A 23640-nucleotide genomic window follows, 5' to 3' on the forward strand; every position below is an offset into this window, starting at 1 on the left:
ACCATTAATAAGTATGGACTCTTCTAAAAACTATCTAAAGAAGTTCTTTTTTCTCATGTTTTTATTTTAGTACAATCGTTAGTTTTAAAAAAACCTGCCCCTTTAGCCGAATAAGAAAAAAGAGCTGCCGATCCACACTGAATCTCCAACTCTTGCACCTGTTATTCTAAGCTCCATTTCTTCACCAACTTATCATCAATTAACCTTATTAAAAACTTTTTATAGTGCAAAGCTTATTAACCATCCCCAAAATTTTTCAACGCTGCCTAAAACTAAATATCCCCCACTTTATCAATCATTTTAATCGAAAGATAAACACTAACGAATCCTAATAGACAAAGCACTGCATTAACAAGGGCAGGGTCAAGAGTGATATTAATAAGAGAGGAAAAGTTTTGAAACTGCATTAGGAATATGGCACAAATAACGGTTGGAATCGTTGCCCTTTTCCAAATACCAAAGAAGAAGAGCGGAATTAAACTAATTAGGGCAGTTATAAATGAATGAACAATCATTTTACTAAAATAGGCTGCGAAATCTGCAGCAGTTGGCTGCCCATTAATGATATCAAAAACCTGATCGATCAAATAGGTTGCCAAGCCGGTCAATACAAAGGATACAAGCGTACAAAGGAAAACAGCCAGCGAGATAAAAAGAATTTTCGCCATAACCAGCTTTTTCCGGCTTATTGGATAGCCAAACGAAAGAGATATGGTTTTATTCTTATATTCCTCAATGAAAACCTGATTGATAAGAGATGCTCCAAATAGGACAAATCCCAGCTGAATCGACACGATCAGCTGAATAACAGCGGAATAATTCTGCCCAAAATCTGCCATTACCATCTTAATAAAAAACACTGGCAAAAACATAAGAATGCCTAGGTAAATAATCATCTCACCAATAACCATCTTTTGTTTTAATTTTCTCCATTCCAATTCCATCAATTTAAACAATTATTTCACCTCCATGAATTTGACGATAAAAATAGTCTTCCAGTGTGCTTGTATGTTTTTGTATTTCCTCTAGCTCAATATCATGCAGAATTAAGATTTTTGTAATCTCACTTTGAGACTGGGTTACATCATAAATCCGAACTCTTCTGTCACCTACAATCTTTATATTGGATATGCGGAGTTCATGTACAAGCAAATACGCTGTTCTATCGGCGTCTGGTGTGACAATTTCAATATAATCCGCTCTTTGCTTCCTAATCTCTGCTAAGCTCACTTCATTCACCAGTTTTCCATTTTGAATCACACCAACCCGATCAACAATCTGTTCAATTTCTCCTAAAATATGACTGGACAGAAGAAAGGTAATCCCATATTCCTTGTTCAGCATCCGAATTAAATCACGCATATCTTTAATGCCAATTGGATCCAGACCGTTTGTCGGTTCATCCAAAATAATCAGCTCAGGCTTGGTGATAATGGCTCTTACAATCCCAAGGCGCTGTTTCATCCCAAGGGAAAAATCCTTAACCACTTTATCTTCAATTCCTTTTAATTGGACCAATTCCAAAGCTTGTGTAATAGCCTTTTTATCATAATAACCTAAATATTCACAGTGAAGCTCCAGATTCTCCATTGCTGTTAAATGCTCGAAAAAAATGGGATATTCAATTATACTCCCTACTCGTTTTATGCCTGACTTATTGGTTTCTGTGAGTTTTTTTCCAAACAATAAAATTTCTCCCTTAGAAGGAATAAGCAATCCTGTGAGCATTTTCATGATCGTTGTTTTTCCAGCACCATTCTGACCAAGAAATCCATATATCTCCCCTTTTTTGATATGAAGGTTTACATTCGATACGAGTGTTATACCTTTCACGGTTTTCGTTAATCCATTTGTTTGAACAACGTAATCCATCATTTAGACCTCCTTTATTACTTTTATCTTAATCAGAGATACTGACTTTTTTCTTTCTCATTTCTTACATGTTTCTTAAGTTGGAATTTTTTACATCATCCAGAGGCAGATATGTACCAAGATAGCGTGGCTATCTAATCATGTCACCAAAAAATAGGCAAAAGTAAAAAAGAGCCGTTCCAGCAGAACACCTCTTTCAAGCAGTCTTAATATATCATTTGTTTAAAGATACATATGAAAGCCGTTTTCTCAAAGGGTTTGCTTCTTAAGTGTATCGAACCATTCATTGCTTCTGTTAAACGCTTCGAGATGCTTAAGCCTAGACCGCTTCCTTGAAATTGTGGATTTCTGGCATCATCCAGTGTATAAAGCCTGTCAAATACACGATCCTGATGCACCTCTGCAATCCCTTTTCCTTTATCCCAGATCTCTACAGCAATGGACCCTTTATCTTCTCGAAGTGTTAAACCAAATACTCCCCCATCACTTCCATACCGAATAGAATTAGAAATTAAATTGCTGAGTATTCGATTTAAAGCATGTTCATTGCCGAGGATGTAAAAATTCCGTTCCGGGATATCAATTTCTACCTGAAGACCCTTTGAAAGGAGCAAATCATAATAATCCAAAACATTCTTCCTGCAAATCTCATTAAGAGATATCTTGCTTAATGGAATCATATAATCATTGGATTCTATTTTGACAAGGTCAAAAAATTGATTAAGTAATGAGATTAACCCCACTACTTTATCATGAAGCCGTAAAATGGCCTTTTCCTTCTCATCCTCACTTAACTTATCATCCAGCTTAAGTTTCTCCACATAACCTAAAATAACAGTTAGTGGTGTCTTCAAATCATGTGACATATTGGATATCATCTTCCTTAAGCTGTCTTTTGTACTTGCGTAATCCGCAAATACCTTTTGGTTGTATGCCAATAGCCGGTTTATTTGAATGAGTAAAAACTGTATGGAATGCTGGTCTGTTTGCAATAACACTTTTTCAGCTGTCTTGTGCTCTATGATTTCTGCTAACTTTTCACTTATTTCATGTAAATGGTTATTTATTTTTTTTCGGGAAACATACTGGATTATATTCATGACGAGTAAGAAAGTAATCAGCACACTAAGCGCAAGGATCATAAATTATTCTCCTAATTTATATCCGATCCCCCAAATTGTCCGAATATACTGCGGGTTAGACGGATCCTTTTCAATTTTTTCACGAAGCCTTCTTATATGAACATTTATTACATTTTCATTACCATAATAATCATCTTGCCAAATAAACTGGTAGATTTGCTCCTTTGTAAACACTCTGCTCTGATTTGTCATAAAAAGCTTTAAAATATGAAATTCTTTGGATGTTAGCTGGGCAATCTTATCCTTCACCTGTACAGAAAAGGTGGATAAGTCGAGGGAAAGTTCTTTAAATTGGATAATTGCGGGAGCGGAATGGTTCGTAGCGGGAATATATTGCGTTGCTCTTCGAATCGCTGCATGCACTCTGGCAGTCAGTTCAATCATGGAAATAGGTTTACTGATATAATCATCTGCACCAAAACCAAGACCTAAAGCTTTGTCCAGGTCACTTCCTTTTGCTGATATAATCAAAACAGGAAGTAAGCTTTTTTCTCTGACTTTTTTTAAGATATCCATACCACTAAATTTAGGAAGCATTAAATCAAGCAGGATTAAATCGAACTCTTCTTTCTTAAAGAGAGATAATGCCTCCTCTCCATCAAATGCGGTAAGTACTTTAAAATTCTCCTGTTCTAAGTGATCCTTTATCAATTTATTAATTTCCCGGTCGTCCTCCACAAGCAAAATACGTTTTTGCATACTTCCACATCCATTCACTTCTTTTAACACAGCCTATCATATACGTTTTTCTATTACTGTATTTCGATACTATACACAAAATTCCTTCTTTCAAAAACCAAGTAGCTTGGAAATGTTTTACTTACATTTTATTAATATTAACAACGAAAAATAAAAAGGCATTAAGGCTAGAAAAGGTGGTGGAAAAATGCAGCAACAACAACAGCAAATTTGGTTTCCATTAGTTGCATCAATTGGTATCGGTGCAGCAGCGTTCTATAGTATGACCAGGGGGCAAGGTACGGGGCAAACCCTTCAACAATTTATACCATTGGCAGCAGGAATGGGTGGTAATCAGGCCACACAGATGCAACAAAATCAGCAAAACAAGCAACAAAATAAATTAAATTCAAATAACCAATTACAATAAAAACCCTTTTTTCACAGAAGGTTTTTCAATAAGAAAGTATATTTTTTTATAAAGAAAGCGACCATATTTTTAAGGCTGGTCGCTTTTTAAAAAACATTACTGGAATAACTTAATTATTAACTACCTGCCCCTTTAGTTAAATAATAAAAAGTCTCCTGATTTGGCAGCTGCTCTTGAAAGAAACATCTCACATTGATGTTTCAGGTGAAGCAGATGTCATAAAAAGAACTCCATCTGAAAAGCAGGAATAAATATTTTCGCCATATTCTTAAACCACTGAATCCGATCGTCTCCATAAAGGAAACGGCAACTGTGGATAAAAGGACCCGACAATCAGGGCGAGAACTCTTTTCTTCCATACTTGTAAACCTAATCCTGCAGCCGTATCATCTACAAATGACAGCAACAAGATCGAGATAATAACGGCAAATTGGATATCACCCCATCCCTAGGCATACATGCTTCCTAAAAGTCAAACTAGTGCAGCAGGATTGGCTTAAAGTTATTGGGCATATTAAAAAAATCCAACAAGTTTATTATTAAATTGTATTAAAAACAGTAAAAAAGGCTGTTTTTGACATACTATATTTTAGGTATGTTCCTAGGAGTGGTATCAATGAGGAAAATAAATAAATTAGCCGGCCTATGCTGGGACGGATTAACTTTAAAACATGTTTCTCACAAAGGGATTGTTATTCCTTATGTATTATTTTTTATTATCACATTAATTTTTGAGCTGTTTTTATCTGCTTTGTTCATTTTATCTTTTTTTCTATTCAGTACATATGGATACAATCCTAATATTCAATACTATATGAACGCTGTAATTTTGATTCTTATGTTAGTCATTACAGTTCCATTGCTAATTACAATAATGAAAGTACACAATAAGGTTTTTTTGAAAAAAGAATAAGTATACATCGTTAATAAATCAATGTTTGAATCTCTTATATAGGAATACTTCTCTATTGCTTAATATATTCATTATTGTGCTTTACCCAGTGTGTCTTTGTATGGAGCTACCCTACTTCTTTCATCTTTTCAACATTAGGAATAACTTTATTTATTTCTGACATGTCTATATACAAGAAGCCGCCTGGGCTTGGCAATTGATTTTAAGCACCCATTACTTTAAGTGTAATAATTCAAAAAAGGCAGCCTTAATCTATTGGCTTTCCATACCTCACTAAAACGTGCCACAATAGTTTTAATTCCTGAAGTACCTCCTTATGATCCCCACGTTCGCTCCAAGATGCCGGATTGCGTATTAAGTCCATTACAGCAGTTCCAATTATGCTCGCATCGATAACATTATTTTGTCCAATGAGTTTTGCTAAGGAGGGCATAGATGGGCCTCTAAAATCTTTTGGAACTTCTTCTATCATAAGTGCAAATCCCTTATGCCAATACAGTTGAATGGAATATTTAAAGCACAGTTGTTCTAAGATTCTCCCTATATGAGTTTTCTTAAAAGAAGGGTCTGCAACAAGCAAATCCACGTCTTCTTTAAGTGAAATACCTCCATGAATCTGGGCTTCAATATAGTGATTAAGATTTCGATTTGGCTTTTTGGTTGCTGGGTCTGTAAACGGTCGTTCAAGATTAAGCAGTAAATGATTTACTAATCTAACTGGAGTCAGATTTCTTTCACCAATTGCAAAATCTCTTACGAACGCCTCTTCTAAAAGAGCAGCCAAAATCATGTCAAACTCTTTATAAGTTCCCTTTTCTTTTGGGTCTTGATGCGAATCTAAATATGTATAGGTAGAACGATATGAAACCTTAGGGGATAGAAGAAAATAGCATGAACCAAAACGTGGAGAAGGTCCATCTGGGTGCAACATCAAATTCAATGCACCATATTTAGGACGATGGTTATTGGTTATGCCCTGCAGGTGATATGCACCTTCAAAAATTCTCTTCTCCCAAAGGTCTCGTTCACCACCTGGGTAAGCAGATACACTGCCGTTAGACAAACCTGTTTCAAACTGGCTCTTATATATTCCAGACTCTAACAGTGCTTCAGCAACACTTTTCTTAGATGAATCTGGCCTATCTGGGTGAAAATGTAATCCTATTCTTGCATGGGCCTTTAATTTATTTACAGCATTTTTAAATGTTTCATCCGAAATATTAGACATTTTTAATATGTGATTTATTGTCTTTTTAGCTTCATAGGTATAGTCCTGTGCATATTTTGTAATATTCTCCAAAGCTAATGATTGTGACCTTGATAATTCCATAAATAAATGAATCTCTCCTTTCATCGGATTAAATCAATAATTCAGCAAGGATTCCTTATTTTCCTTCTTAAACAAATCTGCCCCGTTTGTGCAATAAGAAAAATGCTGCCTGGATTGGCAGCATTAACTTCAACTCTTGATTTATGTACAAAGCTTTATATATCAACCAACGGGTTTAGCCTCTTTAATTAGAAACAGATTATTCTTTTGTAAAAAGCTTAGGGTCAATTTGGTCAATAACAGAAGCTGCATTATAAGAATACCCCATTTCAAGTTTGTCTTCATATGTTAGTTCCGTTTGACTTTCTTTTATATAAACTATCCAATCATTTTCTATCTCACTAATATTCTTTCCGCCACATGCTTGAAATTCGCGATATCCACCCCTATAATCAGGGTGTAAGGAGTAACTTGAGCAATCTTCTTATTCTGGTTATAATTCATTTTAATGCCTCCTGGTATTTGAGTAATGTCCTTTTCGCTTGCCGGCTTCAGGACTCTCTCATTCTACCAAGAGGTTATTTTTTTGTTCAAACTCCATTTTCCTTCATTACAGGAATGCTGCCCCGTTTGTTCAAAAAGAAAAATCCACCTGGTATGGCAGTCTCTGCAATAAATCCAGATTTTTATCTATCCTCTTTTAATGCACATTTTAGACGTGCGCCATGAACTTCCATTGTTCCTCGCCTTCCTGCTTTGCGTACAATTCCTTCCGCATTCAATTCATTTAAAAGGGCTGTCACTGTTTCACGAATACTGCCCATCATCATTGCTAATTCGTGATGAGTGATGTGAATATCAAGTGCAATCCAATCTCCCGGGCTTCTGCCTGACGATTTATCCCCAAACTTTTCTGTAAGTTTATTTAACAGGAATAAAAGGCGTTTCTTTACACTGCTATATGCCATATACTCTAATAACTCTTCGACTTCCTTTAAACGGCTGGAGATTATTTCAAGTAGTTTTAATGCAATACTTGGACTTTCGCATATTATTTTTTCAAACTGCACTCTATCTATTCTGCAAATAATAGAATCTTCCCATGTCTCAGCATATAAATTTTCAGAACCTGTTGTAAATGTACCAATCTCTCCAAACACATGCCCAGTTTCTAAAATATCAATTGTAAACTCTTTCCCGCTTTCAGTTAATCTATACAAACGAACTTTACCCGATTTGATTAAATACAATATCTTTTGATTCATATGAGGAGAACTAATAATGGTACCCTTTTTCATAACTTTTATTGGTGTGACCGGTTCATATTTCTTTAATTCTTCCAAGGCTAGATCCCCAAAAAGCTGTATTCTCGATAAATACTTAATCTTATCCATAGAGCCCTCCCAAAATTCTGCGGAATGTAGTCCAGACTACATACTCACTAAATTAAAAAACCTAGAATTTCTGTGTAGCATGCACGTCTATTATACAAAAGGAGGGAACTGTATGGATTCTGTAACGGTTACCATTCAAATTATTCTAATTCTAATTTTCGTAATTTCTATTTCGATGAAATTAGTGCATACCAAGTCAATGGTTAAGCACTGGAGGGAATATCGCTACCCCCTTTGGTTTATGCAAATAACTGCTTTCTTAGAATTATTGGGGGTAGGCGGATTGATTATTGGATTTTGGCTTCCTAAATTTATTTTGCTTTCGGGATCCCTAATTATTATTCTTATGCTTGGTGCTTTACATGCTCACTTCTTAAGAGCCAAACATAGGCCGATTATGGGGTTAAATGCTTTAACGATGCTTACTTTAGCTAGCGTAATCATCTTTATTCAAATTGTTAAGTAGTTAAGAATAGCTATGTCAATTATATATGTTACATGCACAAAACGGACTTTATTATGGGGGCCTAAGGCTTACATAAAATAAATAGCCCGCTTCTAAATAAAGAAACGGGCTATTATTTAACTCGAAGGTAAAAGGCAACTATTTTACTAAAGTACAGTTTTTCTTTTTTCTTAATCCTCAATTGTATATAAGTGTTTTCTGAGACATAGCCATTAAATAATATTAAAAATTAACGTATTTTGCCTGTTCAAGTTCTCTTAGTATTACAAATATTTCTTTCACAATCTATCACCATGTTACCTTTATTCGCCCTTTATATAGGGAATCCTTCTTGAACAAAACTGCCCGCTTCTACAATAAGGAGTTCAACATAAAAGGGCAATAATCCTGCTTGAATCAACACCCCCGATAGTTTACAATTATCAACAGCCTCTGTTAACTTATCTAAAAACTTTGATTATGTGTAAAAATTATACTTTGACATCGTACAAAGTATGGAGATTTATTTCAAAAAATAAAAATATGCCATTTGATATTTTAACTCATTTATTCATTGAGTTCATTAACTGGAAGAAGTATTCAGGTTTATGAGTCTTATTTAAACTATACCAAGAATCTAATGTATCGGGTGCAAATACATCTAATTTTTTCAGTACTTCCATCGCAAATTCCAGAGGAGCTATTCCTGATGCAGTAACTAAATTCGCATCAGATACCACAGATCCCACCTCATAGAACCTTTCTCCTTTATAGTTAGGACATACCATTTTAGTGTATTCTAAATTATTACTTGTATGCTTTCTAGTATCTAAGTATCCCATATTCGCAAGGGCCTCAATTGCACCACAAATTGCAGCAACAATAGTGCCAAGCTTTAAAGCTTGTCCAATTCTTTCCAAGATAGGTTGATGAATTTCTTCATTCCAAGTAGTCCCTCCTGGTAAAATTAAAAGATCTTTACTCTCAAGAGTACATTCATCAAGGGAAATATCTGGTTTTATGCCCAATCCTCCCATAGTAGTAATCATTTCTTTATTAGCTCCTACTGTAATTACTTTTAAAGGTTCTAAATCTTTTTTGAAATATCTTCCTGAGTTTAGTTCAGCAATTAAATATCCATATTCCCAGTCCGACATTGTATTAAATACATATAGAAAAACTTTTTTTGTTTGCATCCAATAACACTCCAATCATAAATTTTATAGTTTAATTTTTTACACATCAAAAGAAATCCCACCTAAAAGAACATACGTTCCCTTAGAGATAATTGTATACCATATTTAACCAAAAGTCTATTTCTTTTTCATCTAACCTGCCCCATTTGTTCAATAAGAAAAACTGCCTAATTTAGTAGAAAATCTTGAACACAGGACCCTATAGCTTGTGCAGAAAACTTCAAATGTTAATCTCTAAAATGTGTTGCGACACTAAAAAAAGGGCGCCCTCTTATGAAAGAATAAGCGCCCGTGAAAAATGAGATAATGTTCTCCTTTTATGCCTTGTTATTCAAAAAATTGTATACTCGGGAGAATGCTATTCTATTACGTTTATTGCCGTTGCTTCCTTTACAATAATAATACCGTCATATGCTTCGCTGGGTGTCATTTTAATCGTGTAAAACACCTTTGAAAACTTGTACCACGTACGAAAATCATCCCCGATATTTGACATCTTTTGCTCACTCGTGATGATATCCATTAATTCATCAGACGTACTCGCTTTTTCAAAATTAACATAGAAAATATTTGACTCCACTTCACTAAATGCATCAACTAAATCATTGTGATTCTCCAGTTTATAAATTTTCCGTTCACCAGAGTCGCCCTTTTTCGCCTGGAACTCGCTGCTGATAAAATCAGTTCCAATGGCAAAGTACTCTTCACCATATACCTCATCTAAATAATGCCCCATCGATTTGTAACCGGCTAACGATGCCGACGTTTTTTCAATATGCCCATTATGTCCGGTGACAAATATTTTATCGTGGCCACGTGCTGCTTCAAATTCAGCTATCCATTGTAAATTGTCCGCTAAATATTGATCACGAAGTTTCGTATAATCTCCTTCGTTTAAAAATAACTGCGTACGTTGTTTCATGTTTTTCGCATTTTGTAAAGCAAAGGCATAGGCATCAGCAGAAGATTGCTTCACGTAAGTCACTTCATTAGATTGCAGGTCTAAAATGATTTTTTCTATTGTTTCATCGATTTCATTCAATTGCTCCGTAGTTAACTCACGCATTTTATCATTTGAAATATGTGCCAAATGTAATGCATTTTTTTTGAATTCATCTGCGTTTACCACTTTATAATAATCAAGCACTCCTTTCTTACTGTAGTCATAACGCTGCATATCATTTCCATAAAAATAAACTTTATCATCCTCGCTCACAGAATCGTTATAATCATGCATCCATTGAACAAGATCAATCATTTGTTCCGTCTTATAAATACTATAATCAAGAGTGTTCACTGCCTCTTCTGCCGTTCCATTTCCATTTAAAATGAACTGATTAATTCGCTGTCCGCCTCCGAAATCACCTTCTAAGACAAAAACACGAACACCCTCGTTTTTTACAAGCACTTCAAAAACATCTCTTTTCAACTCTTGAAATTCAATGTTTCCGTGTGTTGCCTCCCCCAAACCGATTATTTTTACATCATCTGGAATATCGATTTGTTTAACGGCTGATATGTATTGATCTTCTTCTTCCACTACTTTGACACTCCCGCAGCCTGCTAATAAAACAAAAAGCGAAATGATTGTTAATAATAAAGAATCCTTTTTTAAAAAAACCATCTTATATCCCTCAAATAACTCTTATTTTTAAAAATACTACCATAAGTTTCTAAAAGACTCTTTTCCGAAAGATCTTCAACTAACCTGCCCCGTTTGTTATATAAAAAAGCAGCTACCTTTGTAATGGCAGCCTTATTAAAGTCTAAGTCTATTTATTTTCTATTTATTTTTCTTAGTTTTTTTGTCAAATAACCCCATAGCAACTGCAACCGCAATTCCGATTGCAACCCACCCACCAAAATTCATTACTCACACCACCTTAATATTATGTACGTATGATTTTATTAAAAGATTCATTAAATAATATCTCGCAGAATTCTTATTACACAAACCTGCCCCTTTTGTTAAATAAGAAAAAGAAGCCTGGTTCGGCAGCTGATCTTGAATATAAGCACCGACTCGCTTAATCACCAAAAAAATTTTAATTCCGTATTTAAGAATAGAAAGTAAAGTTAAAAAAAGCATCCATTTGTAAATGGATGCCAATTTTCAGTACACTTTGTTTCTAAGTCCTAGCAATCTGTTTGTGTAGGAGCTTATAAAAAAGACGCCTTCTTACAAAAGAAAGCGCCCGATTGTTGAACCTATCTAACAAAAGGTAGATGGAATAAGCAAGTGAATATTATCTAGATATACTTTATTTACTTCTTTTATTTATAAATTTTAGTTTAAGAACTAGAAATAAGAAATTTTTTAGTTAAGAAGATGTAAACCATGTTGTTGAATCCAATTTTTAATTTTTTCATGGTCAACTTGTCTTTCGTCGTATGTAATCTTTACTTCACCATCATCGATGTCCACCAAAGCTCTCTCAATGCCATCCAACTTCATCAGAATCGTTTCTAATGTTTGAATCGGCTCTTCATTTGTTGCTTCTTTAATAAAAATAGTTAATTGCTTCAATTTTTAATCCTTCCTTCCGAACATTTATTCTTTGAGCTTCTCGTTAGCACCTTCAAGATAAATAAGGTGATGGATCGTCACCATTACAGCGTCTAAACCTTCTCATAGTTTGAACGATTTTTTCATAATTCCATCTTATTTATTATTTTAATTATCCATTTTTCGCCACTGAATTATAGAATATGTAAATTTTTAAAAATTAACCCATTAAGATTTAAAAAACAATGAAAAATGACTTATAGTAAAGTACGAGGATATTGAGCTTATTCAATTGAAGAAACTTATTTTCATGGTAAAAAGAAAAAACAGCCTGATTAGCAGCTGAACATGAATATAAGCATTCTTGATTCTTTGCAGTATTAGGTAACCCAAAAGTATCGAATATATCTTACTCAACTAAGTACCTCCACAGTAAATCCTCCTGGGGCTTTAACATAGAATGTCCATCGATGAGCCATCTTAGGCGGCTTCACATCAAATCATCATCCTTCAATCGTTGATTGATCTCGTATACTCGTTCATTTACTCTCTTGAAAGAAGCCAATATGAAAGGACTTGGGGTCGTTGGCCTGAGTATCTTTCATCAAAGCTAGTAACAATCCGTCATCATCAGTCAATACAGCAAATGAATCGCTATTTATCCTCTTGGTTTGCAAGTAGAAATATTTCTCTAAGAACTCTCGTGCAGCAATAACGTCAGTGGCCGTAAGATTGATATGGTATAGTTTCATAGGGTACACTTCCTTATTAGCATAACTTTTCAAAACTATCTTACAAGCTTGATTTAGACTTCTTGCTTCTTCCTCTCTTTTGTAGTGAATAAAATAGCACAAACTTGCCTTTTTTCAATTATATTTATCCTGGAATATTCAACATTAAAAAAGCGTTAAACCCAAGTGGCTTAACGCTATACTATACATTTAGTTCAAAATTTTATTAAATCCATTCTTTCCCATGTTCACGAATGAATTGAAGTTCCTTTTGATAATGTTCAAAATGTCCTTCATCGATCATTTTTTGAAACGCCATATTGCCTTCGTTTGCTTTCCTTTGCATTGTTTTACATAAACCTTCTACTCGCAGCAGCACCATCTCAAAAAAACCATTTTCTATCCCCTCAATACCATAGGATTCAAAAAATAATCTAACTCTTTGTTTTATACGGTTGGCATCCTTTAATGGATCATAATAAACTGCCTTACCTGATTCAGTATGATAAAGTCTGCTTAAAGGAACGCAAGTGTATAGAGTATAAGCTATATCCCAAAGTCTTGGACCAGGAGCAGCAAGATCAAAATCAATAATCCCTACTGGCTTTTCGTGATTAAAAATGATGTTATAGATGGCAAAATCATTGTGACATAGCACCTCCATTGGCTGAGGTGTGTTTTCTATTGGCTGCCAATTCTCGTCGATAGGAAAATTACTCACAGCATCATGATAGAGACGAAGCATTTTCGCTATCTCTTTTAAAACACCATTAGACCACATATATTTTTTTAAAGGATAATTACCAGCTTCTCCTTCAATAAAAGTTAATATCTCTCTATCTTTTTCATCAATACCTAAGTACTTCGGTGCATAGTCGAATCCTTCACTTTCTAAATGCTGATACAACTTATGAATTTTTACACTATCAGGTTTTAATTCTCGTCGAACAGTATCTCCCGAACGGTATACTATCGAGACATTTCCTCCTGTTAGCACTTCTTCGTTTTCGTAATGACTTTTCATTAGAATTCCCCCTATTTAGGGACGTTATGACTGTGTCAATTGAGGTGTATTTTTACCCATAATGAAAAACAGATATATAAGGATATCTGCTTGGCAATGGGAATTTAATTGTCCACATCTTGTATCCCTTGAATGATTTCAGATAGACAAATAAACGCATCCTTAAAGACCAAGGACCGCACCCTGTCTCTATCCAATTAAATAATCATTTCAAGTTATTCCACATGTGTAATATAGATTCCCCTTTCTTTACATCTCTTTAAATTATATAATACCAAATATTAGTAATTAAATAAAACCGAATTCACACAATTTATCTGTAATTTTTTCAACACACCTTATTCAACAAACCTGCCCCGTTAGTTTAATAAGAAAAAAGCTGCCAGATTAGCAGCTTATCTTGAAATAAAAACCTGTCAGATAAGTATTTAATACTTGAATGAAAATCCTTCGCTCTTTTTTGCTCCTGTTTAAAGCATAAGATTATTATACTTCTAATTATTTTTATTTAACATTTTCCAAATTGGGCGGTCTCTACAAGCTGAACCCTGGAAAGCCGATGTTTATGTTATTTAGATATTGCCGAGCTTTTACGCTTTTTTATTGAATTAAAATAAATGAAGTAAAGGAAGGTGTTATTAACAAGATTAACCACAACTAATAATACAAGCCAAATAATAAGAGACGGCATCATCATCCATATTCCATTCCAAGGCACAACCCTGCCTCCTGCAAATATGGCCAAAATAGACGGTAGAAATAAAAGGATCAGCACGGGGAGTATAGTCCTTACTGATGCGAAGATCAGCTTTCGGCGAAATGCCGTAAGCCTGTTCTTTTTCTTCTTCAGCCGGTAGAATGAATACCCGCTCCAGAGGATTGTTCCCGCCATAAGAAGAATCATCGCTATTTCCATGTTTCGGCTATTGATGGCTGAAATTTCTGCCTTTCCTCCAACCATGATTTGGGAAACGCCTTTAACAAAGGCGGAATAATCAAGGAATGCGTTTATCCCTGTGTCAAACATCATGGTAATTCCAAGTTCCTTGTCTAAATAAACAGTTTCTTCAGCCTTGTAAGTCCAGAAAATTCCCGAGTGGGAGATCGACCTGCCCCAATCGGCTTCATTGGAAGCAAGCCACCCCATGCCATAAGGAGCGCGCTGCCCTGCAGTATGGTACTGTTCCATGAGATTAGGGGAAAGAAGCTGCGGATTATATTGTGCACGCATCCATTTTGCCATATCCTCGGCATTGGTAACCACACCTGCTGGGCCTTCTATAAACCATATCGGTTCGGCTGTACTTTTCGGGTTGCCGAACAACAGATAATGTCCCCGCGGAATGGCATCATTTTCATTGATTTGTTCCGTCAAACTGACACTAAAGGTGCCATTCATCCCCAATGGAGCAAAAATATGTTCTTTAAGGTATACAGAAAACCGTTTACCGCTGATCTGTTCCACTAACAATGCTAGATATTGATAGTTTGGGTTATGATAGTTGTATGTATCACCAGGATCATTAGCAAGCTTTACTCTGTCCAAAGATTTGTTTATCTCTTGTAATGTTTTAAATTGAACGGATTTCGTCATGTCGGGATTTACTTTATCATTAAGGCCACTAGTATGGTTTAGCAAGTTCCGGATCGTGATGCGAGTGATGCGATCGTCCGTGGGCGAAATGTCGGGAAAGTATGAGACATATGGAGCGTCAAGGTCAATCTGTCCCTTATCTGCAAGCTGCAATACAGCCAGCGCAGTCATGGATTTACTCAATGAGGCGATTGGGAAGGGCGTTCTTGAGGTTATTTCCCTTCCATCTGAATATGTACCATAGCCTTGCGTGTAAAACACATCTTCACCGTGGGTTATTGCCAGAGATACACCTGTAATATGGTTGACTTCCATGTTTTTCTTAATATAGTCATCGATTTCTTTCACAATCTCTGTTTTACTTTGAGCGCGGGCATCAGCAAAAGGCAATGCAGTCATTAGCACTGCCAGAAGCAAGCTGGTTAAGAAAGCGGGTATTTTCTTATAAGTGAAAATCATTTTAGCACTCCTTTTTCTTGGGATAAGGAAATACTAAAGTATAATTTTCAACTATTTATCAATTCTGCAAAAAAAGCTTGCTGTTACTTTTCCACCACCGCGGGTACTGTTTGCGACCTGTAAGAAGCCCTGATGCTTTTCACACAATATTTTACAAATATAAAGCCCTAACCCTTTGTTCTCATTTGCTTCCGACGCCTCGCCCCGATAAAAGGGGAGAACTGCCTTCCGTACCACTTCTTCGGAAAATCCGGAGCCATCGTCAGTGACCGTTATGGAAAAAATGCCATTGCGAACCGAGTAATGGACTTGAACATGGCTGGAAGCATAACGCACTCCATTTGCCACCAGATTTTCAGAAACCTGCATCACGAGATCCTTATCGATAAACAATTTTGTGGAATCTGCAGATCTGCATGAGTCGAAAGATTTGCCACTTTGGTCTGCAATTCGGCTGGCACCGTCTTCCAGAAAGTTGATTAGGGCATCCATTTCGATAATTTGTTTGTTTATTGGAAAATTATCCAACTTCTCAATAGAGTTCATGGCCTCTACATAACGCTCCATACGAACAATATGCATTTCCATTGTTTTGATGATATCCAGCAGTTTTTCCTCGGATATCCTTTTTTGCGGCAGATAGGTGGTTACAACCTCGATATATCCTTTCATGATGGACAGAGGTGTTCTCAAGTCATGGGCAAAAATCGCATTAAGCTGCTTACGTTCCTCGTTCAAGCGCCATTGGGCTTTAAAGTTACTTTCCAATTGACTGCGCATCTTTTCAAATGCACGGCAAAGCTCGCTCATTTCATCCCTGCTGTCGTAGGAAATATGGAACCCTAAATCATTTGCCGAGATTTTCTCTGACGCGTTCATCAGGATTTCCAAAGGTTTTTTCAGTTTCAGTTTGTAAAAGATGCTGGCCATCAAGACTAATCCGGTTCCTACCGTCAAAAGTATCGCAGCAATTTGAACAGTTAGAACCCAGTCGTTCCCATAAGGGTGATTGGCAAAGCGTCGCGTCATCTCTTCGGCCCACTCGAATTCGAACACAATGGCTGTTAAAACGAAAACTAAATATAAGGAATTTAGCGTGATGAAGGATTGTAGTATGGTCATATTATTCAATCGAAGATAGCCCATTACCTTTTCCATTTATATCCTACACCCCACACAGTCTCTATCTTGCTTCCGCAGCCATGCTCTTTCAATTTTGATCGAATACGCCTGATATGTTCAGGGATTACTGAGCTGTCCCCCTCTTCGTTCGTCCCCCATACTCTTTCATACATGCGTTCTTTGTCAAAAACCATACCAGGGTGTTTAGACAAGAGTTCTATAATATCAAACTCCTTTTTTGCCAAAGAAATTTGTATGTCGTTACAATAAAGCGCTCGCTCTGAATAATCAATGACAAGGTCGCCACTAAACTTAACCGTTGTCTTCTTTTGATTTCTCATTTCTCTGCGCAAATGGGCATCCACTCTTGCGCCAAGTTCATGGATGCTGAACGGCTTTTGAATATAATCATCTCCGCCAGCCTGAAAACCGGATATTTTATCAGCATCTTCTACACGTGCGGTAAGAAATAAGATGGGGCAGGAAACATAACTCCGGATTTTCCTGCAAACGTCAAGACCGTTAATCTCAGGCATGTTTATATCCAGTAAAATTATATCCGGTTGTTTTTCTGCTTGCCTTACCGCCTCATTGCCGTCCTTTGCGGTCATGATGTGATACCCGTTAACTTCAAAATAATCTGCCAGCAGTTTTCGCATGTCTGCTTCATCATCAATTATCAATATCTTTTTCATTGATCTTACCTGCTTCCCTAACGAATTTTTACTTCCTTCAAATTCTTTTCTTTTTAACCCTCAAGTTACAACCACAACATCGCTTCGATTTTTTATAGAACCAGCACTGCCCCTTTATCTTAAAACAAAGAGGTGCCTTAGTCCTTCCAATTGCTTCAACGGTGGTACCCCTTAGAACAATATATCATTTTAGGTATTTTATGATATCTTGTTATAATAGCACCATACGATTGAGTGTTTCCCAATAAGAAAACACAGATATAAAGTCAAGTAATCTCTTTATAAATTACCAAAATCCAGAAAGGAGGAGAGGAAAGTTTCAATTTTTCGAGCATTTAGGAAGCTTTACCAATTTTTTGTGGACAAGCCTATTAAAAAAGGAACAGTTTTGAACGAACATTACGAGATATTGAACGTTATCGGGGCTGGGAGCTATGGGATTGTTTATTTGTGCAAAGAGTTAAGAACAAACGAGAATAGAGTAGTCAAACAGCTTCGTCCAAGTAAGCGACGCAACCAAAAAGAGGTGGCGATGTTTGAAAATGAAATCACTGTTTTGGGTATGCTTAACCACAAAAATATACCGATGTTATTTGAAGCCTTTTCAAATAACGGACACTTATATTATGTAATGAGTTTCATTGAAGCGGATAATCTGGAAGACCAAATTTTTTTTAATAAAAAGACCTTTAACGAGGAAGAGTCTTTACTAATTCTTACTCACCAACTTGAATTAGTAGATTATCTTCACAAAAAAGACATTTACCATCAAGATTTACGTATTCCAAACATCTTAATAAAAAACACGGAAATTTTTCTAATCGATTTTGGTTTGTCAAAGCATAGAACTGACCCATTCCACTCTTCATCTAGTTCTTCACCTAACAAACAAAGAAATTTTCTGGAGATGAAACAACAGGACTACTATGATCTAGGAGAAATACTTTTATATTTGCTTTATACGACGTACTCTTCTAAAAACAAAAAAGCTCTTCCTTGGACAGAAGAACTTTCTTTAGAGAAGGAAACTGTTTATTTGCTAAAAAGACTGCTACAAATTAAAGAACCTTACTTAAATATTAGTGAAATTTTAACTGATCTTCATGCTGCACATAAAGCGAAGGAAAAAGTATATTAAGGAGGAAGATTAACTGCTGCTTCGACCCTTTCGTTTGTAGTAGTTACTTCCACTCATTGGAGATTGTTTATATCGCCGGTTGCTGCTGCTTCCTCGGTTATAATAACGGTTTCTTCGCTCACTGCTGCTGCCCCTTCGATAATGGCCATTTCTTCGCTCACTGCTTCCTTGGGAAAGTTGCTTAATTTGTTTCATTATTTTTTTAAACATTGTTTACCTCTCTTCTTTTTTGGCTTTTAGTCTAACATAATTTAAAGCTAAAACATATTCATAAGCACTTGAATTCAGTCACTAATACGAGGGCAGAAGATATTCCAACAGCAAGATTTTGAAATAATGGATATTATTCTGATCCTAAAATGACAGGAAGCTCTTTATATCCATACATAAATGTGCTAGAAATTAAACGAAGATGTTTAGAAGTGTCCAATTTCATAGTCGGTATCGCTTTAAGCATCTCGGTAATGCATATTTTCGCTTCTAATTTGGCAAGCTGTGATCCCAGACAATAGTGAACACCTGCTCCAAAAGATAGATAATTGTTTGGAGAGCGGTTGATGTCAAACACATCCGGTTTGTCAAATACGCTTTCGTCCCGGTTTGCAGATCCAATCCAAGCCATTACTTCCTGCCCTTTTTTCAGATTCATGCCTTTTAATTGTATATCTTCAGTGACGAAGCGATTCATACCGTGAAAAGGAGAACGATATCTTAGTACTTCATTAATGGCTGCAGGTATAAGAGAATGATCTCTATATAATTGGTTGAGTATATCCGGCTGTTCAAAAAGAGTGAGCATTGTATTGGCAATTAAATTTGTAGTTGTTTCATTCCCTGCAACAAGTAGAAGGAAGCAGAAACTTAATAACTCATCCATGGATAATGAATCTCCACCAACTTCTGCAGTCATTAACGTGGATATGATATTGTTTGCATGGTTAATCTGGCGATTTGAAATTTTTCGCTTAAAATATGTTTGCAGGTCAAGCATAGCCTTTTCTTGTTTAGCAAATAACTTGTACATTACATTAGGCGATGCGCTTTGTGTTCCCGCAACTAGAATATCAGACCATTCTTTAAACATCTTTCTGTCATGACTCGGTACTCCGAGCATGTCAGAAATCACGATTACAGGAAGAGGATAAGCGATTTCCGCAACCATATCTATTTTTCGTTTTCCTAGCAGCGGTGCTAATAATTCGTGAGTTATAGCCGTAATCCTAGGTTCCAGTTCTTGAATAGTTTTTGGTGTAAATGCCTGGCTTACAAAATTGCGGTACCTTCGATGGGTTGGCGGATCCATATCTAGCAAGGTTTGAACATTTCCATTTCTTTTTGAACTGAACAGCCTGAAATTTTGTAAGACCATTTGGACATCCTCATAACAGAATACGTCCCAGCAATTCCGTTCTGGGTCAAAAGAAACTGGAGCATTTTTTCGCATTTTTTTAAACCAATCATAGGGTGAGTTTGTTTCAGCCAATCCCCTTGGGCGCACTAATAGTCCATAGTTCATACGTTGTTCCCCCTCTCTCTCAAAACTCTCAATTGAAGCTTCTGCCTTACTAAATATTCTGTAAATAAAAATGAAATTCCTGTCTGTTAAACTAAACTATTCCGTTACAAGAAAGAGCTATTCTCCCTCTTGAAGAACAGCTCCCGTTAATTAAAAAATATTATTTAACTATTCAAACTCCAGCAAATCAGAAATAAATTCATTTACTTTACCTTTTAAAACTGCACCGTGCCCCGTACACAAATACTCAACATCGTATTTGGTAATTTTTTTTAACCCTTCTATAAATAAACTAAAATTGTGCTGTTCCCTCATTTCCTCGTTTTGAGACCATTCAGAAACAAACTGCTTATATTTTTCCCTCTCCCAAACACCTGTATCTACAGCATTACCACTCAATTGTTCTCCAAAAAAACAGATATGATCTCCGCAAAATAGCACTTTGCTTTCACGTTGATATAGGAAAACAGAACCTTTAGTATGGTGTCCCAGGAGAACACATTCTAAATTACTTACAGTTGGGCCGTTGTCTGGAAGTTTCATATTTAATTTGTTTCTAATATTTTCTGGAATTAACTCAACATCCTGATTATGAATATAGCCTTCAATTTCACCTAAAAATTGAATTGCTTCAATATGGTCTTTGTGACCGTGTGTGGCAATAAAATGAGTTATATCACTTTTAGAAATTCCTTTCTTTTTTAGTGCGGAAAACAGCAAGTGAGAATGTTCTTTCTTTCCTGAATCAATAAGAATAATATTATTGTTCTCGAGCAACAAATAGCAGTTATTATAAGAGTTCCAAGATTCATCCCATACTAAAAAAGCATATATATTTTTGGCCACTGGTTCCAAATATGTTTTCATTTCACTCCCCCATAATCAGCAATATTTTTGTATATTTCGCTCAATTTTTATTAATACCTTCTTTAATTAACTTCCCCTGTTAGTTCAAATAGAAAAAAGCCGCCTGTTTTGGCAGCTAGCTAGATCATAAGGTAATAACCCGTTAAAAAAGTATGTTAATCCAACTAAGCATTTACCATCCCATACGACTGCATAAAGAAGTAATATGTGCAAGATGATGTTTACCATGCCAGGCGTAGATTCCGATATTTTCACCTACTGAAACTTCTCCTGAATCCGGATGAATAAATGTTTTTTCCATATCAGCCGAACCTAGACTGCGTAAAAGATTGGTCCAGCGCTCGTGGAGTGCTTCGAGAAGTGAAAGTGAAATATCAATCGACAATTTATAATCAGATAGTTCCGCCCAATTCGATTCATCATATGGCTTAATTACAGGGGTTTCTTCCGTAAGAGCCAATTTAAAGCGAACATAGGCATTCATATGACTATCCGCAAGATGATGTATTACTTGTCGAACAGTCCACCCTCCTGTACGATAAGCTGTATCAAGCTTTTTATTATCTAAGTCTCTTACAGCATCTCGTAACAATCTTGGTAACTCTTCTAGCTCATTTATCCAAATACTTGTAACACTGTGAGTAATTTCACCATTATATTGAAATTGGCCAATTGGATATTTCAAATCCATCTGCTATTCCTCCTAAAGATCCCCTGATTTTTGCAGCTACCTATATTTAGGATAAAATACAGGTAATTCTCCATCAATTCCCTTAATTTTTTTTCAACTTGAAAGTTATAACTATACTGCACCTTTTGCTCAATATGAAAAAGCCGCCTGGTTCGGCAGCCGATGTTAACATAAGCACCTAAAGTTTTAGTACATGTATTCACAAATTTTGTTTTTCTGCATGAAGGCTGCCCCGTTTAGAAGATAAATATTAATCTTTAAACTCGCTTCTCCTTAAAGGCTTTTTTGACTCTTTCAATTTGGTCGAGATGTCCTTGTATATGTGTGACTCGGAATTCCCAGCTTCACCATAGAGAATGAAAGGGCTGCACACCGTCAATACTGCTTCTGCGGCTGGACGAAAGTCGCTGAATTATGGTGCTTTAGGACCAATCAACGCCACACCAAGAGGATTGCAACTTTCGCAACAGAACAATTTGGCCGATATGATACGTATCGTGCATCATGATATTGCTGAGTAAACGTTCAATAGAATACCTGTTAGCTGCATACGGAGTTTTTAACTTTTCATCGTCAAGGTCCGCAATGACCGTTTTTAATTTATTCATAACTTCATTAAGGCGCTGCACTGTCTGGGTCCACCCAATTTCGTCTTCTGGATCCCCCGGATTTCCAAAGGTTTCTTCATTGTCTTCTGCCTTATGCGGATTCTCTGTGCCCTTAATTCGATGGATTACGTCTTCATTCCAAAAAATCAAGTGGTTGACAATCTGCCAAATCGAATTGCTGATTCCCGAACTTGTCCATGCTGCCTCAGCTGCGCTGACTCCATGAAGCGCCTGATTCATGGATGCAAACCAATCATTCTCATGGCAATGCATGTCGAGTTGTTCTAAAAACATTTTGGTTACAACTTGCATACAAACATTCTCCTCACTGTTTAGTGTAATCTTTCAAAGTTAAACTAAAGTACAAATTAATCGGTCCTAAAAAGGTAAAAACCAAATTCAAATGGTCCCTTCCATATTGGACATACCTATATCTCCAGCCTCTAATTCTCTTCAACACGGCAGGGTATTGTCCGGGTGACGAAACACTAATCCTCAATCAATTTCAAAAAAGCCATTGATACGCATAAAATAACCTTCATTTTCGACTGTCGGCCATATAACGAAAAAATATTCTTATTGAAATACTCTCTTTTATTTTGAGAATACAACAAACCCATGATCACTATGAATTATTCGGCTCATCCAGCTTTTATTCCTTCTTCATGACAAATAAAGACCCTATAGGGCAGACCTTTTTAATTGTCTGCTCTATAAGGTACATTGGATCTTCCACTCACAAACTTTCCCGTTATTGAACAATTAACGGAAGATGCTTTATTAAACATTGCCTCCTCATAAAATTATCTATTCGGAAATGAGATATTTTTCTTTGAAGATTGGACTAAGCTCACTCCATACATCAAATTTATTACCATCTAAATCATAAAAAACAAAATTTCTTCCCGTGTGTCCTCTATCCTCGATCTCTCCAACTCTAATTTCACTATGCTTAAAGTCTTTATGTATTGCTTCTAAGGCATTTAATCCATTTACTTCGAATGTTAATGAAAAACGCTCATCACCGTAAATATCAAAGAAATTAGAGCTTTGATTTTCATTAGACTTCACAAGAAAAATGCTTTGATTAGCGATGTTTAAAATTGCTTTGTCTTGATCTTTGTAGCTTAACTCTGCTCCTAATTTATTTACATACCAATCAGAAGAAAGATCTACATTAGTTACTGGTATATAGGTTGTGCCAACTCTTAATAATTTCTCACCCATTTTTTGTCTCCTCTCACATTCCAAAATATTCTAAATTTAATCATTCAACAAAAAATCCTTACTTCCTGCATTAAGTAAGGATTTTATACTGATATATGCAACCGTTATTCAGCTACCTCCTC

21 protein-coding genes and 1 pseudogene are annotated in these 23640 nt (G+C 36.0%); 3 read left to right on the forward strand and 19 right to left on the reverse strand.

Annotated elements, in window-relative coordinates; genetic code table 11:
* Nucleotides 1-272 precede the first annotated feature (272 nt).
* The 4 genes from NR125_RS16185 to NR125_RS16200 all read right to left on the reverse strand — a co-directional run bounded on the left by NR125_RS16185 (nucleotide 273) and on the right by NR125_RS16200 (nucleotide 3713).
* Nucleotides 273-956 carry an ABC transporter permease gene (locus NR125_RS16185; RefSeq protein WP_019383359.1) on the reverse strand — a complete coding sequence of 228 codons (684 nt, stop codon included), beginning with the start codon at nucleotides 954-956 and terminating at the stop codon, nucleotides 273-275.
* Nucleotides 949-1872 carry an ABC transporter ATP-binding protein gene (locus NR125_RS16190; RefSeq protein ID WP_192908944.1) on the reverse strand — a complete coding sequence of 308 codons (924 nt, stop codon included), beginning with the start codon at nucleotides 1870-1872 and terminating at the stop codon, nucleotides 949-951. The genes NR125_RS16185 and NR125_RS16190 overlap by 8 nt, the downstream gene beginning before the upstream one ends.
* Before the next feature lie 206 nt (nucleotides 1873-2078).
* Nucleotides 2079-3014: a sensor histidine kinase gene (locus NR125_RS16195; protein ID WP_019383357.1), complete on the reverse strand. Its 936-nt coding sequence runs from the start codon at nucleotides 3012-3014 to the stop codon at nucleotides 2079-2081.
* A 3-nt stretch (nucleotides 3015-3017) separates the two neighbouring features.
* The gene (locus NR125_RS16200) at nucleotides 3018-3713 is read right to left on the reverse strand and encodes a response regulator transcription factor (RefSeq protein WP_009334070.1); all 696 of its coding nucleotides are present in this window, start codon (nucleotides 3711-3713) and stop codon (nucleotides 3018-3020) included.
* 187 nt (nucleotides 3714-3900) lie between these two features.
* Here NR125_RS16200 and NR125_RS16205 point away from each other — a divergent pair, with 187 nt between their 5' ends.
* Complete coding sequence (locus NR125_RS16205; protein WP_256815707.1) at nucleotides 3901-4122, forward strand: hypothetical protein; 222 nt, start codon at nucleotides 3901-3903, stop codon at nucleotides 4120-4122.
* A 1160-nt stretch (nucleotides 4123-5282) separates the two neighbouring features.
* On the opposite strand, the gene NR125_RS16210 is transcribed toward NR125_RS16205, so the two are convergent.
* Both NR125_RS16210 and NR125_RS16215 read right to left on the reverse strand, forming a co-directional pair.
* On the reverse strand, nucleotides 5283-6365 hold the full coding sequence (locus NR125_RS16210; protein WP_192908723.1) for a DUF3626 domain-containing protein: 1083 nt from the start codon (nucleotides 6363-6365) through the stop codon (nucleotides 5283-5285).
* 626 nt (nucleotides 6366-6991) lie between these two features.
* On the reverse strand, nucleotides 6992-7699 hold the full coding sequence (locus NR125_RS16215; RefSeq protein ID WP_192908724.1) for a Crp/Fnr family transcriptional regulator: 708 nt from the start codon (nucleotides 7697-7699) through the stop codon (nucleotides 6992-6994).
* Between the two features lie 112 nt (nucleotides 7700-7811).
* On the opposite strand from NR125_RS16215, the gene NR125_RS16220 reads away from it, so the two are divergent.
* Complete coding sequence (locus NR125_RS16220) at nucleotides 7812-8165, forward strand: DoxX family protein (RefSeq protein WP_192908725.1); 354 nt, start codon at nucleotides 7812-7814, stop codon at nucleotides 8163-8165.
* 542 nt (nucleotides 8166-8707) lie between these two features.
* Here the strand turns inward: NR125_RS16220 and NR125_RS16225 are convergent.
* The 8 genes and pseudogenes from NR125_RS16225 to NR125_RS16260 form a co-directional block, all read right to left on the reverse strand.
* Nucleotides 8708-9340 (reverse strand): type 1 glutamine amidotransferase family protein, encoded by a 633-nt coding sequence (locus tag NR125_RS16225; protein ID WP_192908726.1) that lies wholly within the window; start codon nucleotides 9338-9340, stop codon nucleotides 8708-8710.
* 358 nt (nucleotides 9341-9698) lie between these two features.
* Complete coding sequence (locus NR125_RS16230; protein ID WP_071158381.1) at nucleotides 9699-10964, reverse strand: erythromycin esterase family protein; 1266 nt, start codon at nucleotides 10962-10964, stop codon at nucleotides 9699-9701.
* A gap of 693 nt (nucleotides 10965-11657) precedes the next feature.
* The gene (locus tag NR125_RS16235; protein WP_009334062.1) at nucleotides 11658-11867 is read right to left on the reverse strand and encodes a heavy-metal-associated domain-containing protein; all 210 of its coding nucleotides are present in this window, start codon (nucleotides 11865-11867) and stop codon (nucleotides 11658-11660) included.
* A 392-nt stretch (nucleotides 11868-12259) separates the two neighbouring features.
* Nucleotides 12260-12598, reverse strand: a pseudogene (locus tag NR125_RS16240) (VOC family protein).
* 205 nt (nucleotides 12599-12803) lie between these two features.
* Nucleotides 12804-13601 carry a phosphotransferase gene (locus NR125_RS16245; protein WP_009334061.1) on the reverse strand — a complete coding sequence of 266 codons (798 nt, stop codon included), beginning with the start codon at nucleotides 13599-13601 and terminating at the stop codon, nucleotides 12804-12806.
* 568 nt (nucleotides 13602-14169) lie between these two features.
* A complete protein-coding gene (locus NR125_RS16250; protein ID WP_034296879.1) occupies nucleotides 14170-15654 on the reverse strand; it encodes a serine hydrolase domain-containing protein in 1485 nt (494 codons plus the stop codon).
* Between the two features lie 51 nt (nucleotides 15655-15705).
* Nucleotides 15706-16812: a HAMP domain-containing sensor histidine kinase gene (locus NR125_RS16255; RefSeq protein WP_071158852.1), complete on the reverse strand. Its 1107-nt coding sequence runs from the start codon at nucleotides 16810-16812 to the stop codon at nucleotides 15706-15708.
* The gene (locus NR125_RS16260; protein WP_009334058.1) at nucleotides 16800-17471 is read right to left on the reverse strand and encodes a response regulator transcription factor; all 672 of its coding nucleotides are present in this window, start codon (nucleotides 17469-17471) and stop codon (nucleotides 16800-16802) included. Before NR125_RS16260 ends, NR125_RS16255 begins: the two co-directional genes overlap by 13 nt.
* 358 nt (nucleotides 17472-17829) lie before the next feature.
* Between NR125_RS16260 and NR125_RS16265 the strand changes: the two genes are divergently transcribed.
* Nucleotides 17830-18609, forward strand: a complete 780-nt coding sequence (locus NR125_RS16265; RefSeq protein ID WP_256815709.1) for a serine/threonine-protein kinase — start codon at nucleotides 17830-17832, stop codon at nucleotides 18607-18609.
* A gap of 343 nt (nucleotides 18610-18952) precedes the next feature.
* Here the strand turns inward: NR125_RS16265 and NR125_RS16270 are convergent, their stop codons facing one another.
* From NR125_RS16270 to NR125_RS16290, 5 genes are all read right to left on the reverse strand, one after another.
* Nucleotides 18953-20125 (reverse strand): cytochrome P450, encoded by a 1173-nt coding sequence (locus NR125_RS16270; RefSeq protein ID WP_071158854.1) that lies wholly within the window; start codon nucleotides 20123-20125, stop codon nucleotides 18953-18955.
* Nucleotides 20126-20293: 168 nt separating this feature from the next.
* Complete coding sequence (locus tag NR125_RS16275; RefSeq protein ID WP_009334054.1) at nucleotides 20294-20992, reverse strand: MBL fold metallo-hydrolase; 699 nt, start codon at nucleotides 20990-20992, stop codon at nucleotides 20294-20296.
* A gap of 172 nt (nucleotides 20993-21164) precedes the next feature.
* Nucleotides 21165-21683 (reverse strand): YfiT family bacillithiol transferase, encoded by a 519-nt coding sequence (locus tag NR125_RS16280; protein WP_009334053.1) that lies wholly within the window; start codon nucleotides 21681-21683, stop codon nucleotides 21165-21167.
* 422 nt (nucleotides 21684-22105) lie between these two features.
* Complete coding sequence (locus tag NR125_RS16285) at nucleotides 22106-22603, reverse strand: DinB family protein (protein ID WP_256815710.1); 498 nt, start codon at nucleotides 22601-22603, stop codon at nucleotides 22106-22108.
* A 495-nt stretch (nucleotides 22604-23098) separates the two neighbouring features.
* Entirely contained in the window at nucleotides 23099-23518 is a 420-nt protein-coding gene (locus NR125_RS16290) for a VOC family protein (RefSeq protein ID WP_009334051.1), read from the reverse strand.
* Nucleotides 23519-23640 lie beyond the last annotated feature (122 nt).

Source organism: Cytobacillus sp. Bac17, assembly GCF_024519925.1.
Classification (GTDB): Bacteria; Bacillota; Bacilli; order Bacillales; family Cytobacillaceae; genus Cytobacillus; species Cytobacillus pseudoceanisediminis.

Bases quoted from the DNA above. Each gene is read 5' to 3' on its own strand.
- NR125_RS16190 (WP_192908944.1), bottom strand. From the start codon at position 1,872: ATGGATTACGTTGTTCAAACAAATGGATTAACGAAAACCGTGAAAGGT.
- NR125_RS16195 (WP_019383357.1), bottom strand. From the start codon at position 3,014: ATGATCCTTGCGCTTAGTGTGCTGATTACTTTCTTACTCGTCATGAAT.
- NR125_RS16200 (WP_009334070.1), bottom strand. From the start codon at position 3,713: ATGCAAAAACGTATTTTGCTTGTGGAGGACGACCGGGAAATTAATAAA.
- NR125_RS16205 (WP_256815707.1), top strand. From the start codon at position 3,901: ATGCAGCAACAACAACAGCAAATTTGGTTTCCATTAGTTGCATCAATT.
- NR125_RS16210 (WP_192908723.1), bottom strand. From the start codon at position 6,365: ATGGAATTATCAAGGTCACAATCATTAGCTTTGGAGAATATTACAAAA.
- NR125_RS16215 (WP_192908724.1), bottom strand. From the start codon at position 7,699: ATGGATAAGATTAAGTATTTATCGAGAATACAGCTTTTTGGGGATCTA.
- NR125_RS16220 (WP_192908725.1), top strand. From the start codon at position 7,812: ATGGATTCTGTAACGGTTACCATTCAAATTATTCTAATTCTAATTTTC.
- NR125_RS16225 (WP_192908726.1), bottom strand. From the start codon at position 9,340: ATGCAAACAAAAAAAGTTTTTCTATATGTATTTAATACAATGTCGGAC.
- NR125_RS16230 (WP_071158381.1), bottom strand. From the start codon at position 10,964: ATGGTTTTTTTAAAAAAGGATTCTTTATTATTAACAATCATTTCGCTT.
- NR125_RS16245 (WP_009334061.1), bottom strand. From the start codon at position 13,601: ATGAAAAGTCATTACGAAAACGAAGAAGTGCTAACAGGAGGAAATGTC.
- NR125_RS16250 (WP_034296879.1), bottom strand. From the start codon at position 15,654: ATGATTTTCACTTATAAGAAAATACCCGCTTTCTTAACCAGCTTGCTT.
- NR125_RS16255 (WP_071158852.1), bottom strand. From the start codon at position 16,812: ATGGAAAAGGTAATGGGCTATCTTCGATTGAATAATATGACCATACTA.
- NR125_RS16260 (WP_009334058.1), bottom strand. From the start codon at position 17,471: ATGAAAAAGATATTGATAATTGATGATGAAGCAGACATGCGAAAACTG.
- NR125_RS16270 (WP_071158854.1), bottom strand. From the start codon at position 20,125: ATGAACTATGGACTATTAGTGCGCCCAAGGGGATTGGCTGAAACAAAC.
- NR125_RS16275 (WP_009334054.1), bottom strand. From the start codon at position 20,992: ATGAAAACATATTTGGAACCAGTGGCCAAAAATATATATGCTTTTTTA.
- NR125_RS16280 (WP_009334053.1), bottom strand. From the start codon at position 21,683: ATGGATTTGAAATATCCAATTGGCCAATTTCAATATAATGGTGAAATT.
- NR125_RS16285 (WP_256815710.1), bottom strand. From the start codon at position 22,603: ATGCAAGTTGTAACCAAAATGTTTTTAGAACAACTCGACATGCATTGC.
- NR125_RS16290 (WP_009334051.1), bottom strand. From the start codon at position 23,518: ATGGGTGAGAAATTATTAAGAGTTGGCACAACCTATATACCAGTAACT.